Below are 16,839 nucleotides of genomic sequence, written 5' to 3'. Positions count from 1 at the left end.
ACGATCAGAAGCTCTGCCAGTTATCTTCCTGCGCACCTGCACCTGCCGCCGCAAGCTGTGGACGCTTCAGCACGGGTGCGGCCGTCACGGCGGCTAAAGGCGGCTTAGCGGCGACAACCTGAGCTGAACGGATGGTAAAGGCGGCCACCAGCTGTTGCAGCGTGGTGGACTGCTCCGTTAACGAACGCGCAGCGGCAGAAGCCTGCTCCACCAGTGCGGCGTTTTGTTGGGTTACGCTGTCCATCTGATTGACCGCTTCATGTACCTGACCAATGCCCTGCGACTGTTCGCTTGCCGCCACCGCAATCTCATCGACCAGATCGTTTACCTGACGCACGGCATCGTTCATCCGGCCCATATTTTGTCCGACTTCTTCAGCCTGAGCGGCACCGGTTTCAACGTAGCGCATGGAGGACTCGATCAGTGCTTTGATCTCACGGGCAGAAGAAGAAGAGCGCTGTGCCAGATTACGCACCTCTCCGGCGACCACGGCAAAACCGCGTCCCTGCTCACCGGCACGGGCGGCTTCAACGGCCGCATTCAGCGCCAGGATGTTGGTCTGGAAGGCAACGCCTTCAATCAATGCAATAATGTCGTTGATTTTCGCTGAACTGCTTTTGATATCGGACATGGTGCTCAGCATGGTTTTGACTTTGCCCGAGCTGTCTTCCGAGATTTCACGCGCATTTTTGGACAGCTGGCTGGCGAGGCGGGTATTTTCAGCCGTCTGACGCACGGTTTCGCTCAGTTCAGACATACTGGCCGCCGTTTCCTCCAGCGACGCTGCCTGCTCTTCGGTACGCGCCGAGAGATCGTCGTTGCCGGCTGAAATCTCGGATGAGGCAGAGCCGACAGAGTGGGATGCCTGTTCAACGGACGACAACGACTGCGCCACATTGCTGACCAGATGATTATAAGCGCTGGCCGTTAAGCCAATTTCGTCGCGACGCGACTCATCTGCGCGCAGCGTCAGATCGAGGCGTTCGCTGGCGCTTTCCATGGTGGCACGAATCGCGTTGAGCTGACGACGGATGCTGAAGATGGTTTTCACCGAAAACGCGCCAAGCAGCAGGATAATTAGCAGCGAACCGCCGGACATGCCCCACAAGGTTTGTTGATAAACCTGATTGTTTTGCTGGCTGTAGGTTTTGCCAATGTCCACATTCAGCTGCAGCTGTCGCTTTAACCCCGCTATCAGATCGCGAACAGACTGGCCCACACCACTGTCTCCCTGGATCGCGCCCAACGCGATAGCATCATTTTGTGCCCGTGACCCGGCAAAAAAGGTCGGCAGCCTGGCTTCCGCTTCTTTTATCTCCGCAAATGCTTTTTCGCTCAGGGCCTTGTCTTCAGCACTGGAAAGGTCGTGATCAAAGTAATACTGGTTTTGCTTTTTCAGATCCGCAATCACGCCAGCGATATCTTTCTCAAACTGGGCCTGCTTGCGTTGATCGGTCGCACTTTGATGGCGATAAAGCAGCAGTGTCAGGGCATTGCTGCTATCGACAAGCTTATTAAGATCGGTAATAGAAGGAATTGTATTTCTCTGCACGTAATCGAAGCGTGATTGAAATCCTGTTACCACCGTGATCGCCACCATAGCCAGAACAGCCAGTGAGGCGGCAAGGAGGGAGAAGGTCAGGAAAAGTCGCTGTGTAATGGTCATTTTTTGTTCCGCCTGGTCGTTAAAACGAAAATGCTTTGTGCATTAAATGTACGTACATAAAGACTATCGGCATGTACCTGACAAAACTGAGCGTATTCGTTTAGGTATTGTTTACATTATGTAACGGCACAGAGTGTTTAGCGGCGACAGGAGGAAAAAGTGAGATTGAGTGAGGCTTGCCCGGCGTCACACCGGGCAAGAATGAAGACTTAAAACAGTACCGAATAGTTCAGCCCAAAGGTGCGACCCCGGCCTTTGTACTGATACAGCGACGGCGAGCCATAGGTCGGGCTGTAGAACAGCGGCGCACGCTGTCCCCACACCGTGGTGTAGTCGCGATCCAGCAGGTTCTCGACGCTAAAGCTCAGCTTGCCCACCGGCAACTGGTAGCTGCCGATAAAATCAACGGTGGTATAACCGTCAATTTTGTTGCCGCCGTTATCGGTCAGGTCAAACGACTGCGTGCTTTGCAGGCGCAGGCTCCAGGGATCCGGCGACCAGCCAACATAGGCGGTGGCTTTCGATGGACTGGCATAAATGACATCCCACTTCTTCCAGCCGCCATCTTTTTTGGTTTCAGACTTGACCAGGTTGAAGTTGACGCCGGTGCTCCAGTTGGTATCGGGGATAAAGTAATCCACCGCACCTTCCACGCCATAAATACGGCGCTTGTCATCGTCCACGTTAATGGTCATATCGCTGCGGTTGACCGAGATCGATTTGTCTGACAGCGAATAGTAGGCTGCTAACTGCGTGCGCAGGTCATTACCGGTGTAACGCCAGCCCAGCTCGTAAGAATCGACTTTGATGCCCTGAAGCTTCGACTGATCGACATTAACGCTGTTCAACAACTGGTAGTTGCCGTTTTGCAGACGATAGGTGCCGTTGCCGTAATACTTGCCCGGATCCGGCAGTTCAACGCCTTGCGAGAAGTTGAACCATGCCTGCTGCCGCTCGGTGATATGCATCAGGATACCGGCGTTGTACAGGACGTTGTCGTAATCCGTTGAGCCGCCTGGAATCGCATCGGCCGAACGCGCCGTGCCATTAGCAATCGCCTGCTGCTGGGCATAGCCGACAAAGTCGTCCACCTTGTTTTCGGTGTACTGATAACGTACGCCGCCACTCAAGGTGAAGGTATCGTTGATGTCGTAGCTGGACTGCAGGAAAGCCGCCAGGTTAGTAATGTCATAACCGGGATAGCGTCCGGTGGTGTAAATGCTCTGGTTGTTCAGGCCACCCGAGGCGGCCGACTGTGCCAGATCAAAGAACATCTGATTGGAACTAAAACGTTCATGATCGGCATCAACACCGTAGGTCAGCTGCAGGTTGTCGAGCGGTTTACTGGTGATTGCCAGCTTGCCGCCGTACTGATCAGTATCCTGTTTAGAGGAAGAGAGGCTGGTCACCCGCCCGGCGGACACCGTTGGGAAGGGATAAAACGCCAGAGATTCATCACGGTAGTAGACCTGACCCACCAGCTCCTGACCCAGGAAATCGGTATTAGAGTACTGCAGACTGACCAGGTGGCGCTCGGTGCCGGGAATACGGTCTGAGTTCAGTCCTTTACTGGTGTAGGCGTTACCGTTACCGGTTACCGCCGAAAAGTTTCGACCAAGATAGAGGCCATAATCGTCATCGCCCTGGCTCTTGTAGTATTGCGTCACCAGCTGCAACTGCTGGTGATCGTCAATCTCAAGCGTGCCGGTGCCCATCACATCCAGACGATCGGAGTATTGCAGGCCCGTCTGGGTGTTATCGAGCAGAACAGAATCGCCGTTGCCGTCATACCAGCCGCCAAACTTCTGGTAGGCCACCGACAACCGTCCGGACGCGCGATCGTTCCCCCCAGAAATCGCGCCCGCCACGCGCTCATCGTGATCTTTACTGTTGTTAAACCCGGTTTTGGTGCCGGTTTCAAACTCAAACTGGGTGCCCGGCTGGCCTTTTTTGGTGACGATATTGATCAGGCCACCGGTGCTGCCCCCGCCGTACAGCGAGGTTGAACCGGAGATCACCTCGATGTGATCGATGTTAAAGGGATCGATCGAATCCAGCTGGCGGCTGTCTGTGCGCGAAGAATTCAGGCGAACGCCGTCCACCAGCACCACAATCGCGCGGCCGCGCATGTTCATGCCGTAGTTGGTTCGGCCCTGGCTACTGACGTCGAGGCCCGGCACCAGCTGCGCCAGCGCATCTTTAAACTCTTTGCCGCCCTGAACCTGTTGCTCCAGTTCGGCCCCCTCAATCACCCAGGTGGTTTGAGCCATTTCTGCCACCGTACGGTGCGTACGGCTGGCCGAAACCACCATGTCATTTTCACTGGTTTGCTGTGCGACCGCGGGCGCCATCATGGCTAACAGAAGCGGATTAAGCAGCCAGATATTCTTGTTTTTAGTCTTCATTATCGTTCCTGCGTGCGAGGTTAAGGCTTACCCCAAGGACTCGGTATAGTTTTTAGTGGACGCAGCGCCATGCTGCGGTTTTTCCCGGCTGACGCTGCGCCACTGGATCAGGGCGGGCGGCGTGCTGAGATCGAACAAATCGCGCCCCAGTGCGCGATTCAGAATACGGGCGGATCGCCATGCCATCAGGCTGAGCTGAGGCTCCGCGATACCGTGGGTTTGCATACTGGCGTTCACCGCAAAGATGTTATTTTCTTTTGGCCCGTTCCACTCAAGCGTGAAGTCCTCACGCACGCTGAACGTGCACTCATCTTTCATGGTCAGGCGGCTCATCAGGGGGGAGAGCAGTTCTGGCAGCGCAGGCCGGTAGCCGGTGGCGAAAATCACCACATCGCATTCGATAAGGTCGTAGCCCTGGTCAAGCTGATGCTGCAACTGAAGCTGCCAGCCCTGGTGATGACTGTTGAGTTCAATGACCGAGCGGCTCGGCAGCAGGTGCGCATTGCGCGGCTGACGCTGCACTTCAAAGCGATGATACAGCTCGCGATAAATCGTCAGCAGGGAATCTGCCGTGATGCCGTCCGAGGTCATCTTCTGTTCAGCCAGCATTTTCTGTCGGGCAGCCTCGTTCAGACCGACAAAGCTGGAAACGTATTCTGGCGTGAAGTACTCGTTGGCAAAAGCGGCCTCATCCAGGGCGTTAAAATTGTTGCGGCGCGACACCCAACTGACCTCAGCCGGTTCGCCCCATTCACCCCGGAAGGCGTTGAGGAACAGATCGGCACCACTCTGACCGCCGCCAATCACCGCCACACGCTTGCCGCGCAGGTCGGGTTTACGCAGGCTCATTTCGCTGGCGTGGAAACAGGTGGCGCTGATGCGGTTTACGCAGGGCGGCAGGTAGGGCTGCTTGCCAATACCCAGACAGATGTTGCGGGCATAGCTTTCCCCGCCGTTACTGTGAATCACAAAGCGTTTATTGGCCTCATCAAAATCGATGCGTTCCACCGTGTGATTAAAGCGCAGGTTGTTCATGCCCTCGGCAGCCCAGCGCAGATAGTCGGAAAACTCATCCCTTGAAACGGTGCGCAATTCGGTGGTCATAAAGCGGTAAAACTTTTTACGCTTCACCAGATAGTTCACAAAGCTGAACGGGCTGGTGGGCGCGACCGCGGAGACCAGATCTTTTAAAAACGAGGTCTGCATATGGCAGTCAGGCACCAGCATACCGGGATGCCAGGCAAAATCTGGGCGACTGTCTAAAAACTGGCTGGTAAAGCCTTCAGCTTCGTGTGCCAGCGCCGCGATACTCAGGTTAAACGGGCCAATGCCAACGCCAATAAAATCAACAGTGTTTGTCATGATTCAGTCCTTGGTAACCAGCCACAGCGGGTTTTGCAGATTTTCCAGGTAATTGGGCAACATACGGCTTCCGCCGTCCTGATCGGGCCAGGTGAGTTTTACCGGGTTCAGCACGACACGAATGATTTGTGGCTTGAAGAGTGAGAAAAGCGCAAAACGCGCCGACAGTTGCGGATGGTCCTGCATATAGTCGCTCAACACTGCGGCAAGCAGTTGGTAAAAACGTCGTTCCGGAACGCCAAGGCGCGCCATTAACGGCGAAATAAAACGCAGGACCGTGACAAAATGGCCAGTCTGCAAATCATGAATCAAATAGTCAGCACTCAGGCGTGCCGTCACATCGCGGACGTCCTGAGGCAAAGAGTCCATCTCCGGAAAATCGTCCTTTACCAGACGCATATCGCCCTGAAAATCTTTCAGCAATACGCGCTGGGGTACGCCGTCTTTCATCGCCAGCGTAATATTTTGCCCGTGTGCGATCAGCGCCACGCCATAACGGCACAGCAGGTGATACAGCGGCACCACGGCCACGCGGAACATCTGACTTAACCAGGCCTCGGCGCTCAGGCCCGAGCGGGCAATGTAGGCGCCGATAAGCGGCTGGTTGTTTTCATCGCACTCCATCAGCGTGGCCATCAGAATTGGCGTTTCGTCCGCGTGCAGCCAGCGCGACGGATTTTCACGCCAGATCACGCCCAGCATTTCCTGGTAGCGATAGGGGGCTTCGGGCAACGCGCCGTAGCCGCGATGGGAAACATAACCGGCGGCCGGCTCGCCCAGGATCACCGCCCCGCTCTGCTGCAGCGTCGTGTCGGTGGCAAAGACGTTTTGTAGCCAGCGGGAGGCCAGCGGGCCCGCCGCGATATATTTGCCCGGAATACCGCGATAGCAGGAGGTGTTGTAAATGGTAAGCGGCAGTTTGATATCCAGCCCGCCCTGACGGCTGGCGTTGGTCAAGGTGCGCAGTGACTGTTGCGCCAGCCAGCGATCGCCAAATTCACCCAGCGACAGCATATTGCCCGTGGCCAGATCCGCGACAAAATCGAGCGCGATTTTTTGCTGCCACTGCCAGGGATGCACCGGCAAAGGCAGCCAGCTGTCGTCCAGCCCCTGCGCCTGCCAGGCCTCGGTGAAACGCGTATATTCGGCGCTGTCCATCGCGGCCTGCAACAACTGCTGGATGTCCAGCTCGCTGTCGCAGCGCCAGACCATATGATCACGCTTTACCGCCAGCCAGTGCAGGCGGAAGGTATTCATATATTCGGGTGCGTAGCGCGCCAGCGCCTCTTGTCCCCATCCGCGACGGCCTTTATTAAAGGCAAACTTGGGATGGCCGCTGAGCAGGCACTGCAGGCGGTCGGCATCCATATCAATCAGCGCATCGGCACTCATGCCCTGACGTGCCTGCATAAGCTGAAGATCGCCGCGCAGCGTGGCATAGAGATCCTGCATATGTTCCGCCACCGTGGCATCACTCATCGACAGCACCGGCTGTAGCTGGCACAGCAGCGTCTGGGCCAGTACCGGCTCATCCGCACAGCGCAGGCTTTGTGCATCTATCCATAACCAGCCCCAGATGCCCCGCTCGGCGGTGAACTGCCATTCGGCACCCGGCAGACTGATGCAGTAACGGTTGTCGCCCTGCGGCTGAGCCTGAAAGACCTGCTCGTACTCCAGCTCGGCCAGCATTTTTGCCACCAGCTGACGGTTAACGGTTTCCCATGCGTGCGAATTCATCACAGGCCCACCTCGCTGAAGAAACGGGCGCGCTGGGTCATCACCAGGCGAGAGCGCTTGTGCGGAAAGTCGAACTCTTTCACGCTGGTATAGCCCGCGGGTTCAAGGTGACGAAACAGGCGCTGATTATCCGCCCGCGGTTCCAGCACCAGGCGCTGGGTTTGCGGATTATCCAGCAGCAGATAGTGGCTGATGCCGCGCAGCCAGCTCTGCACAAAGTGCGGCCCGCGCCACTGCGGCTCACCCACCAGCAGATGCAAACCGCGATCGTACGGCTGCCAGCTGTAGTGCCGCCCGATACGATCTTCCGCCGCCCAGTAAATTTCAAAGTAGCTGAAGGGCTCGTCATCAAAACAGCCAATCAGCGGAAAGGCATAGCTGCTGCCGAGCTGGCGTTCAAGATAGGCGGTCTGAGTGGCCAGCGATCCGCTCTGCTCCCAGAAGTAATCCACGCGCGGATCGTTCATCCAGCGGGTAAACGCTTCGGCATCCCGGGCAGGATCGGCCACGCGGAAGCTCAGCGTTCGCCGTACGCGCGGATCGTAACGGCGATACACTTCGCCATCAGGTCGCGCTGGGCGCTGGGGAAAATAGATCTCACGTTCGGCATCAAATACCATCTCGCCGGAGGCCTGCTGACGAGGCGCAGACAACCACAGCGGCAGTTGCCAGAACGTCTCGCGGTGGACGATATCGCTTTTCAGTGCCGCAAACAGCGCCAGCGCCTGAGGCTCTTCACGCCATTCTGCGAAGGGCAGCACCACGGCAGAAAGCTGCGGGGCAGCGATAAACATCTGATCCAGCGCATCACGCAGCCAGCCTTCGGGCAGTGGACCGGCAAAATGCAGCACCGCACTGTTGTCCTGTCCCCAACCCAGATTCAGGGTTTTTCCTGACTTTTCGCAACGCAGGCCGTGGCCGCTGTGAACAATCGTTGCCTGAGACATTTAGCGCTCCTGAGACAGCAGTGGGTTGATGAAGTCGAAGTAGATCACCGACGGATCGACGATGGTGTTTTCATTGTGATCGTGCAGGTAACAGAAGAAGTTGCCCTTGACGTTCCAGTGCGGGCTTTCCAGCACGTAATCCAGGCAGCCCTTGTGCGTGACCTCGTTACGTAGCGCACTTAACGCATCGCGTACCCGCGCCATCAAATGGGTTTCACTGTCCATGCCCGCCGCGCCCAGTGCCGCCGTGACGGCAAAGGTAGAATTCACTAACAGGTAATAGGGGAAGTAGCGCAGCAGCTGCTCGCGACTAAAGACGTTTTCCGCCTGCGCTTCGCCAATCATGTCCAGCCAGCCTGCGGCGTGAGGCATAAAGGCGCTGCCCTGGCAGTCGCGATAAATCAGGCCAACCGGCAGGTCCTGCTCCATTTCCACCAGGATATTTTGCTGATGGGCTAACAGCACCAGGCCGTAATCGGCTTCGGCGGTGAACAGGGGCTTCAGCACCTGCTGGCAGTAGGCGTCGACCCAGGCATGCGCAGCCTGTTTTTCGCTGATGTGCAGGCGCTGGCTCAGGCGTTTTACTGCGGCAGACAGCAGTGAGTCGCCGCCGTCCGGTGCGGACTGCGTCAGGGAGACCAGCACGTTGGTCTGGCTCTGCGGCCTGTCGACAATCAGGTTTTCACGCAGTGCGAACAGGCTCTCTTCCATAATCGTGCCCTGCGCATCGCGCAGTCCGGCCCAGCCATCTTCCTGCATCACGCGAAACGCCGGGAAGCGTGCCTGCATGTCCTGCCAGCGATCGGTCTGCGCCAGACGCGCCAACCGCATGCCGCGTTTGACCTCTTTGACCGACAGGGTGCGGACGGAGTTTGTCAGCCGCACGCTCAGGGAAAACTTGATCATGTCGCGGCTGGTCGCGCAGTACAGCGAACGCGATGAGGTGGTGGGCAGCCAGGGCGCACCGGCTTCACCTAGGTCAGTAACCAGGCCTTTTTCCACCAGTTGCTGACACCAGGTCTGCTGGAGCAGATAGTCCGCCTGCCAGGGATGGAGCGGGAACAGCCACTGCCGATCGGTTAGCGCATGCAGTAACTGCGGCGCGTTTTCTGCCGCAAAGCGCGTCAGGCGCTGCTGCAACGTCAGCTGCAGGCTGTCACCCGCCAACTGGTCTTTATCCACCGCAAACCAGCGTAACGGAAAATGTGGCGCAAAATCAGGCAGGTAACGTTCGGCCTGCTGCTGCGTAAAAGGTTCATGTGATTTGGGTGCCGGATGGAAGGCGTGCCCGACCAGCAGGGCCTGCTCTGCTTCGGCAAAGTTCAGGGCTTTCTCACGCAGGCCTCGCCAGTCGTGGCGGGCAGCCGTTGCCTCAGCGGTATGCACATGGCTTTCCATCACGCGCTGGTAAAACGCCTCACAGCCGGGAGCGGGCAGCTGTTGCTGATGTTGCAGTTTATCGACAATCAGTCTGGCAACGGTGGCGAACGTCACCGTCTCGCTGCCACGGTGAGTGACCAGCCGGGCCGGGAAGGCAAAACGGTGATGCTGGGTAGGAGAAAAGTAAGCCACCTTAAAGTGTAGGGCCTTCTCTTCCGCCAACGGAATCACTAACTCGGCGGGTTCACCCTGGCTGAGTCGCCAGTCCTTGGTTTCACGGATCAGGGAATTCAGGAAGCACTGTGCGGCCACATCCCAGGATCCATTGTGCGTCGATTGAATCATTATCAAACAATTTCCAGGCGTTATGATAATGCGAATTCTGCCGATAACAGTTCTCATTATCAACGACAATTGTTAGAATTGGCGGAATAAATTTTACAAATACATACAACAAAGATACGGGCTAGCAACATTGTGACATCTCTTGAACTGACCGCTACGCCACAAAAAGCCTTACCTAACTGGCCTTTAGCATTAAGCGCCGGACTGCTGGGCGTCGGACAGAATGGTTTGCTGGTGGCTATCCCGATGCTGGTTGCGCAGACCAGTTTAAGTCTTTCGGTCTGGGCGGGATTGTTAACGCTCGGCTCTATGCTGTTTTTGCCCTCATCGCCGTGGTGGGGAAAACAGATTGCGCGTCTCGGCAGCAAACCGGTCGTGCTTTGGTCACTGGCCGGTTATGGCGCAAGTTTTTTGCTACTCGCTATGGGCTGCGCACTTCTTTCCACGCGGGCGGTCAGTGCTCCGATTGGATTAGGTATATTAATTATTGCCAGGGTGATTTATGGCCTGATGGTGTCGGCGATGGTTCCGGCGTGCCAGGTCTGGGCGCTAAACCGTGCCGGTGAAGGCAAGCGCATGACGGCGCTGGCGACCATCAGCTCCGGTCTGAGCTGCGGCAGGCTGTTTGGCCCGCTGTGCGCTGCCGGAATGTTAGTTATTCATCCGATGGCACCGCTGGTGTTACTGGTCGTTGCGCCGTTGCTGGCGCTGGCTATGTTGTTGCCGTTGCGCGGTACCGAGCCACAGCCTGCGGTGGCGCGCAGGAATGCCCGCCTGCGCATCGATTGTCTGCCCTATCTGCTGTGCGCTCTGCTGCTGGCGGCCACGGTGAGCCTGATGCAGTTGGGCTTATCCCCGGCACTGGCCAGACAGTTTACCGGTGATACCGCCGCAATCAGCCATCAGGTTGCCTGGCTGCTGAGCGTGGCGGCCATCGCCTCACTGGGCGCCCAGTTTATGGTACTGCGACCCCAGTTACTGACGCCGCTTGCGCTGTTACTGAGCGCAGGGCTGTTGATGTCTCTGGGTCTGGCGATGATGCTGAGCACACCGCTCTGGCTGTTTTACACCGGCTGTGCCCTGCTTTCGTTTGGTGCTGCACTGGGTACGCCGGCTTATCAGCTGCTGCTAAATGACAGGCTGGCAGACGGTGCCGGTGCCGGCTGGATAGCCACCAGCCATACCTTAGGCTACGGATTGTGCGCGCTGCTGGTTCCCCTGGTGTCGCAGTCACAGGGCGCAACGGCGCTGATCGCTGCCGCATTCAGCGCTGCCCTGCTGTTCGTGGCGATGTCAGGTGTGATCTGGCGTGCACGTCGCCGCTCAACCTTATCGGCTCATTAACCAAAAGGAACGACGATGGCTGAAGCCCATAGCTACCGCCTGTTTGACGTAAAACTGGCACGCAAGCGTCATCTTTCTCCCTCAATGCTGAGCCTGGTGTTCAACGGGCCTGACGTGGCGCAGATGAAGTCTGACGCGCCCGATCAGCGGATCAAAATTTTGCTGCCGGCGGAAGATGGCAGCATGCCTGCGCTTCCCAATGATGGCGAGTGGTACCAGACCATTCTGTCGCTGCCAAAAGAGAAGCGTCCGCTGTTGCGCACCTATACGCTGCGTCATCTCGATCCTGAGCGCCAGGAGTTGACGATTGAGTTTGTCAGCCACGGTACGGAAGGCCCGGCATCGGCCTGGGCAATCAATGCTGAACCGGGTGACGGCCTGGTGATCGTTGCGCCCAATGCGGCCTGTGAATCTGACAGCGGCGGATATGAATGGACGCCACCGGATGCGCTGCGTAATGCGTTACTGATTGCCGATGAAACCGCATTACCCGCGGCGAAAGGCATTCTGGAAAGACTGTCCAGACAGGAAAATCCGCCTCGGGTTCAGGCCTTTTTTGAAGTCCCGGATGCGGAAGATTGCGTCGATCTGCACGCCTATACCTTTGCCGACATCGTCTGGTTGCCGCGAAAACCTGCATTTGCTTCACACGGGGAATGCCTGGTTGAGGCAATAAAATCCCGGGTTAACGTTCCCGATGGCGGCCGCCAGCAGGACGTGCAGGAAGAGGCAGAAGGCGAATTGCTGTGGGACCGTGCTCAGGGCCGCAACACGGAATTTTACGGTTGGGTAGCGGCCGAATCGACCGTGGTGAAGCTATTACGCCGCCACCTGATAGGGGAGCGCGGCGTCGATCGCGACGCGATTAACTTTATGGCTTACTGGGCCAAAAAGCGGGCACACTAAACATCGCCTTAGGGTTGGCGCATTCAGGGAAAAAAGGATGATTTCTGGACGTTGTTTATGCGGAACGGTCGTTTTTAAGCTGGCTCAACAACCCAGCCATTTTTACCGCTGTCACTGTTCGCTTTGCCGCCGTCAGACCGGTACCGGCCATAACCTGGCCACGCTGGTTCATGCCGATCAGTTTAGCTGGCTGGCCGGTGAAGCCGATATCAGCAGTTGGCGTCGCCCGCAGGGATACCGTAATGACTTTTGCAGGCACTGTGGCTCGACGGTGCCGAACCTGTTGCGCGGCCGCCCCCTGATCTGGCTACCGATTGGGCTGTTAGATGAAGACCTCGCGTTGCAGTGTGCAGGCGATTTCTGCCTTGAGGATGCAATGTCCTGGGACGTTCACAAGGTAAAAAACGGATATCCGCACGCGCCAGATTCGCTGGATGCCCTGCTCCTTGCGTTGAACGGTGACAAATAGCCCCTGAAGACGCGTTCCTCATCGCGATCCCTCTGTCACGAACGGGTGGCGTTTTTCAGCAGATCGAGCAGGGTAACAATTTGTGGATCCAGCGTCAGGATATCTTTCTTAATCAGTAAGTGCAGCGGGGTGGCACGACGAACGCCGTGCTGTAAGGGCAATATTTTTAGTGTTCCCTGCGCCAGTTCATGTTCGATGCGCTCGAAGGGGATCCAGCCATAACCCACCTGGTGCACCACCGCCTCTACCGCCGCCTCAATAGTCGAAAACGACCAGTAATCGCCATTGCTGCTCTCATCCTGCACGGTGAAATGTTCCCGGTCGGCAATGCGAATCAGCGGATACTGTGCCAACCGTTCTTCATCCAGGATGCCGCCATGCTGATGCAAGGGATGGTCGCAGTGCGCCACGGCGACGAAATCCACATTCATCAACCACTCTCCCCGCCCGGCCATATCCTGGCGCTGGGTCACCACCATCACGTCGGCCTCGGCGTAATCGGTGTTGGTTTCCAGCACCTCGGTCAGGTTGATCTGAGTATGAGGATGGCATTGCTGAAACGCCTTAAGGACGGAAAACAGTTGTCGACGCGGAAAGATGCTGTCAACCACCACATCCAGCTTTGTTCTGACGCCGCTGCGTATTGATCCCGCAAACGCCTCCAGTGAATGAAAAGCTTTCAGTAGCGGGCGCACCTGCGCCAGCAGCAACTCGCCTGCCGGCGTCAGCACCGCCTTGCGCCCCTCTGCATGTAACAGCGTAATCCCTATGCGCTGCTGCAACATAGCAAGGTTATAGCTGACGGATGACTGACTGCGGTTGGTCAGACTCGCCGCTCTGGCAAAACTGCCCTCTCGCACCACCTTGTCCAACAGGCTCCACTGCTCCAGTGTGGTTTTATGCATAACCCATCCAATTTTTGAATCAATTTCATCATAAATTAGCGTTTTTAATTCACAAAGTGAATGGGTAAGCTGGTTTCAACCACAGAGGAGAACAAATAATGAGCAAATTCGACAAACACAATCTTGACGGTTTCATCGGTAAACATCTGGTTTATACCTATGACAATGGCTGGAATTACGAGCTGTATATTAAAAACGAAGACACCGTCGATTACCGTATTCATAGCGGCATGGTGGGCAACCGCTGGGTGAAAGACCAGCATGTCTATATTGTCTGCGTCGGTGAAGACATCTATAAAGTGTCCTGGACTGAACCGACCGGCACCAGTGTCAGCCTGATTGCCAACCTGGGCGACAAGCTGTTTCATGGCACCATCTTCTTCCCGCGCTGGGTCATGAATAATCCTGAACGCACCGTCTGCTTCCAGAACGATCATCTGGACGAAATGGCGCAGTACCGCGATGCCGGCCCGACTTATCCAATAGAAGTCATTGATGAGTTCGCGACTATCACCTTTGTCCACGATGCGGGAAAAAATAACGATGACGTGATAGCCTGCGCGGCAAGTGAATTACCTGCCAATTTCCCTGAAAATCTGAAAAAATAATTAGCTATTAAAGGGGGAACCCCCCTTTTTTTAAAAAAAGACGCACACAGCAATTTCGAATTTATCAGAGCCGCTATTTTTCTTTTTTTAGAAACCATCGTCGACGACATATTTTCTTTCACTCATCACATTTATCCGATCCTCACGCTGTTTTATTCTGAGCCATTCGTTTTTCGCCCGTCGCGATAACAACCTGAGGCCCAGAATGAAAATCATTTTGCATGTACCTGATAAAAATCGCATTGCTCACGCCCTGGCTAATGCTGGCAATCTGCTTAAAGAAGAGGATTTTGACGGGGATATCGCCATCGTTTTTAATGGCGACGCGGCAGGTGATGTGACTGGCAGGACGATTTCAGATGCCCTTAAGAATGCGCCGAGCGTGACGCTGTTACTCTGCAATAACGCCCTCCGGGCACAAAATATTGACGTCAGCATGCTGCCATCCCACTTTCGCGTCGTGCCCGCCGCCATAACCTACATTATTGAACAGCAGTCGCGGGGCGCTTTATACGTTCGCCCCTGAACGGCCTTCACTACAGGGGTTTACTTTTGGCCAACCACTCAATACCGCGCAGCATACCAGCCCAATAAAAGCGCGGTAAAAACCAGGCCTTTAGCCACCATGCTGCGCGGCTGGGACGGGCTGAATGGAGCGGAAAGGTCGGCAGCAGGCGGTTGCCATAACCAAACTCAGCCAGCACGACTTTGCCTTTCTCCACGGTGAGCGGACACGAACCGTAGCCATCGTAACGCGTTTGCGGGATCGCCCCGTTAACGACCTGCCTCAGGTTTTCGGCCACGACCACGATCTGTTTACGCGCCGCTGCGGCCGTCTTGGCGTTCGGCGTTGAGCAGCAATCGCCCAAAGCAAAAATATCGGGCCAGCGGCTGTGCTGCAGCGTTTCTTTATCGACATCACACCAGCCAGCAGCATCCGCCAGACCGCTTTCGGCAATAAAGTCTGGCGCAGCCTGAGGCGGGACAACATGGAGCATATCGAACGGCAGGGTGACGTCACGCGTGCTGCCGTCGGGATCGGTGAGGGTAAACGTCGCCTGCTTATTGATTCCATCAACGGCAGTAAGCGTATGTCCAAAATTGACCTGCGCCTGGTATTTCTCCAGATAGGCCTTCAGCGGCGGAACAAATTCGGGCACGCCAAAAACGACCTGACCTGCCAGGCAGAACTGAATGTTGATCTGTGCCAGACGGTCCCGTCGCAGCCAGTAATCGGCGGAGAGATAGAGCGCCTTCTGCGGCGCACCCGCGCACTTTATCGGCATCCCAGGCTGGGTAAAAATGGCTTTTCCCTGCTTCAGGTTTTGCACCAGTTCCCATGTATAGCGCGCCAAATCGTATCGGTAGTTTGACGTTACGCCGTTGCGGCCCAGGGTTTCACTCAGGCCCCTGATTTTATCCCAACGCAACACCAGACCGCTGGCGATAATAAGATAGTCGTAACCTATTTTTTGGGCTGTCGCTGTTTCAATAAATTTCAGATCAGGTGAAACATGCGTCACGGCATCGTGAATCCAGTTCACGCCCGACGGAATAACGTCACTCATGCGTTTTCGGGTTTTTTCAGCGGAAAATAATCCGGCCCCCACCAGTGTCCAGGCAGGTTGATAATCATGTTCTTCCTTTGGCTCAATTAGCGTTATTTTGATGTTTTTAATGCGTTTCTTAATACTTGCGATGACGCCAATTCCAGCTGAGCCACCACCAATAACAACAAGATGCGGGTGATGGGGATTATTTTTATCATTCATGCAGGCCTCCCTTTCATTTAACCGTAGTGGATAGCAGCACAGATATAAAGCAAATCAATAGACTTTAAAGTTATAAAAAAAACCTCTTATAATATTTAGCTATATGATATAGCTAAAAGAAATAATGAGTTGACAGTCATTTTTACGGCCTCTTTAATAGCGTAAAAATAACGCCAGGAATGAAAATGATCATTCAGGAATTCACCCATTTTTCAGCCCTCACGGTATGCCTGTTAGTTGTAACAGGCATCGCCGTAGGCTTTTTTCTGGCGCTGACCGGCGGCGGCGGATCGGTCATGTGCGTGCCGCTGCTGCTGTATCTGGTGAAGGTACCCGACACGCATCGGGTCATCGGCACCAGCGCCATTGCGGTGGCGGTCAGCGCCCTGATCAATCTGTTTGCCCATAGTCGTAAAGGCAATGTCAGATGGGCAACGGGTGCGAGAATTTCTCTTGTGGCGGTCTGCGGCGCACTGCTCGGAGCCGAACTGGGAAAAATCGTCAGTGGACAATACCTGCTACTGCCGTTTTCCCTTTTGATGTTCACCGTGGCGCTGATGATGCTAGGAAAACAGTCTCCTTTGCCCGGTGCCTCCGCGCCAGACAGGCACTTTGCCCCCGCTATCGTCTGGGGAAGCGTACTGCTGCTGGGAATACTGGCCGGATTTATGGGCATCGGAGGAGGATTTTTAGTGGTGCCCGCGCTTGTCTGGTTGTTCCGCTTACCCATGGTGGAGGCGATAGCAACCTCGCTGATGGTGGTGTTCGCCATGGGGATCTCGACCAGCGCAAGCTATGCCCTAGCGGGCAAAGTCTCTGTGGTGATGACAATCTACCTCATTGCTGGCGGCCTGCTGGGCGGCTTAGTCGGTGTCGCGGTGGCCAGCCGGCTGAAACACAATGCGCGCGCGATCAATGCCGTCTTTTCAGCCATGTTGATCGTGATGGCCTGCTACATGTTGCTTAAAAATCTCTGAATAAACGGGAACAGGT

At 55.8% G+C, this 16,839-nt stretch carries 14 protein-coding genes; 6 read left to right on the top strand and 8 right to left on the bottom strand.

Annotated elements, in window-relative coordinates:
• Positions 1-4: 4 nt before the first annotated feature.
• From QLG08_RS14445 to iucA, 6 genes are all read right to left on the bottom strand, one after another.
• Positions 5-1,666, bottom strand: a complete 1,662-nt coding sequence (locus QLG08_RS14445) for a methyl-accepting chemotaxis protein (protein WP_014606883.1) — start codon at positions 1,664-1,666, stop codon at positions 5-7.
• A 209-nt stretch (positions 1,667-1,875) separates the two neighbouring features.
• Positions 1,876-4,071, bottom strand: coding sequence for a TonB-dependent siderophore receptor (locus QLG08_RS14440; protein WP_238493274.1), 2,196 nt, complete (start codon positions 4,069-4,071; stop codon positions 1,876-1,878).
• A gap of 27 nt (positions 4,072-4,098) precedes the next feature.
• On the bottom strand, positions 4,099-5,433 hold the full coding sequence (gene iucD, locus QLG08_RS14435; protein ID WP_013024253.1) for an NADPH-dependent L-lysine N(6)-monooxygenase: 1,335 nt from the start codon (positions 5,431-5,433) through the stop codon (positions 4,099-4,101).
• Between the two features lie 3 nt (positions 5,434-5,436).
• Complete coding sequence (gene iucC, locus QLG08_RS14430; RefSeq protein WP_014595118.1) at positions 5,437-7,170, bottom strand: aerobactin synthase IucC; 1,734 nt, start codon at positions 7,168-7,170, stop codon at positions 5,437-5,439.
• A complete protein-coding gene (gene iucB, locus QLG08_RS14425) occupies positions 7,170-8,117 on the bottom strand; it encodes a GNAT family N-acetyltransferase (protein ID WP_014595116.1) in 948 nt (315 codons plus the stop codon). Before iucB ends, iucC begins: the two co-directional genes overlap by 1 nt.
• Positions 8,118-9,842: an aerobactin synthase IucA gene (gene iucA, locus QLG08_RS14420; RefSeq protein WP_014606887.1), complete on the bottom strand. Its 1,725-nt coding sequence runs from the start codon at positions 9,840-9,842 to the stop codon at positions 8,118-8,120.
• 132 nt (positions 9,843-9,974) lie between these two features.
• Here iucA and QLG08_RS14415 point away from each other — a divergent pair, with 132 nt between their 5' ends.
• From QLG08_RS14415 to QLG08_RS14405, 3 genes are read left to right on the top strand one after another with little or no spacing between them, the layout of a single operon-like run.
• On the top strand, positions 9,975-11,186 hold the full coding sequence (locus tag QLG08_RS14415; protein WP_015701218.1) for an MFS transporter: 1,212 nt from the start codon (positions 9,975-9,977) through the stop codon (positions 11,184-11,186).
• A 15-nt stretch (positions 11,187-11,201) separates the two neighbouring features.
• Positions 11,202-12,092 (top strand): siderophore-interacting protein, encoded by an 891-nt coding sequence (locus QLG08_RS14410; protein WP_015701219.1) that lies wholly within the window; start codon positions 11,202-11,204, stop codon positions 12,090-12,092.
• Positions 12,093-12,129: 37 nt separating this feature from the next.
• Positions 12,130-12,561, top strand: coding sequence for a GFA family protein (locus QLG08_RS14405; RefSeq protein WP_015701220.1), 432 nt, complete (start codon positions 12,130-12,132; stop codon positions 12,559-12,561).
• 35 nt (positions 12,562-12,596) lie between these two features.
• Here QLG08_RS14405 and QLG08_RS14400 read toward each other — a convergent pair whose 3' ends face one another.
• Entirely contained in the window at positions 12,597-13,466 is an 870-nt protein-coding gene (locus tag QLG08_RS14400) for a LysR family transcriptional regulator (protein WP_015701221.1), read from the bottom strand.
• Positions 13,467-13,564: 98 nt separating this feature from the next.
• Here QLG08_RS14400 and QLG08_RS14395 point away from each other — a divergent pair, with 98 nt between their 5' ends.
• Positions 13,565-14,074 (top strand): phenolic acid decarboxylase, encoded by a 510-nt coding sequence (locus QLG08_RS14395; protein ID WP_015701223.1) that lies wholly within the window; start codon positions 13,565-13,567, stop codon positions 14,072-14,074.
• Positions 14,075-14,279: 205 nt separating this feature from the next.
• Positions 14,280-14,600, top strand: a complete 321-nt coding sequence (locus tag QLG08_RS14390; protein WP_013024243.1) for a hypothetical protein — start codon at positions 14,280-14,282, stop codon at positions 14,598-14,600.
• Positions 14,601-14,610: 10 nt separating this feature from the next.
• Here QLG08_RS14390 and QLG08_RS14385 read toward each other — a convergent pair whose 3' ends face one another.
• Entirely contained in the window at positions 14,611-15,846 is a 1,236-nt protein-coding gene (locus tag QLG08_RS14385) for an FAD/NAD(P)-binding oxidoreductase (protein ID WP_161611376.1), read from the bottom strand.
• Positions 15,847-16,031: 185 nt separating this feature from the next.
• Between QLG08_RS14385 and QLG08_RS14380 the strand changes: the two genes are divergently transcribed.
• Positions 16,032-16,823, top strand: a complete 792-nt coding sequence (locus tag QLG08_RS14380; protein ID WP_161611377.1) for a sulfite exporter TauE/SafE family protein — start codon at positions 16,032-16,034, stop codon at positions 16,821-16,823.
• Positions 16,824-16,839: the final 16 nt, after the last annotated feature.

The organism is Pantoea sp. V106_11 (assembly GCF_029967885.1).
Classification (GTDB): domain Bacteria; phylum Pseudomonadota; class Gammaproteobacteria; order Enterobacterales; family Enterobacteriaceae; genus Pantoea; species Pantoea ananatis.
The sequence above is the reverse complement of the archived record's forward strand: the minus strand, read 5'-3'. Positions and strand labels throughout refer to the sequence as shown.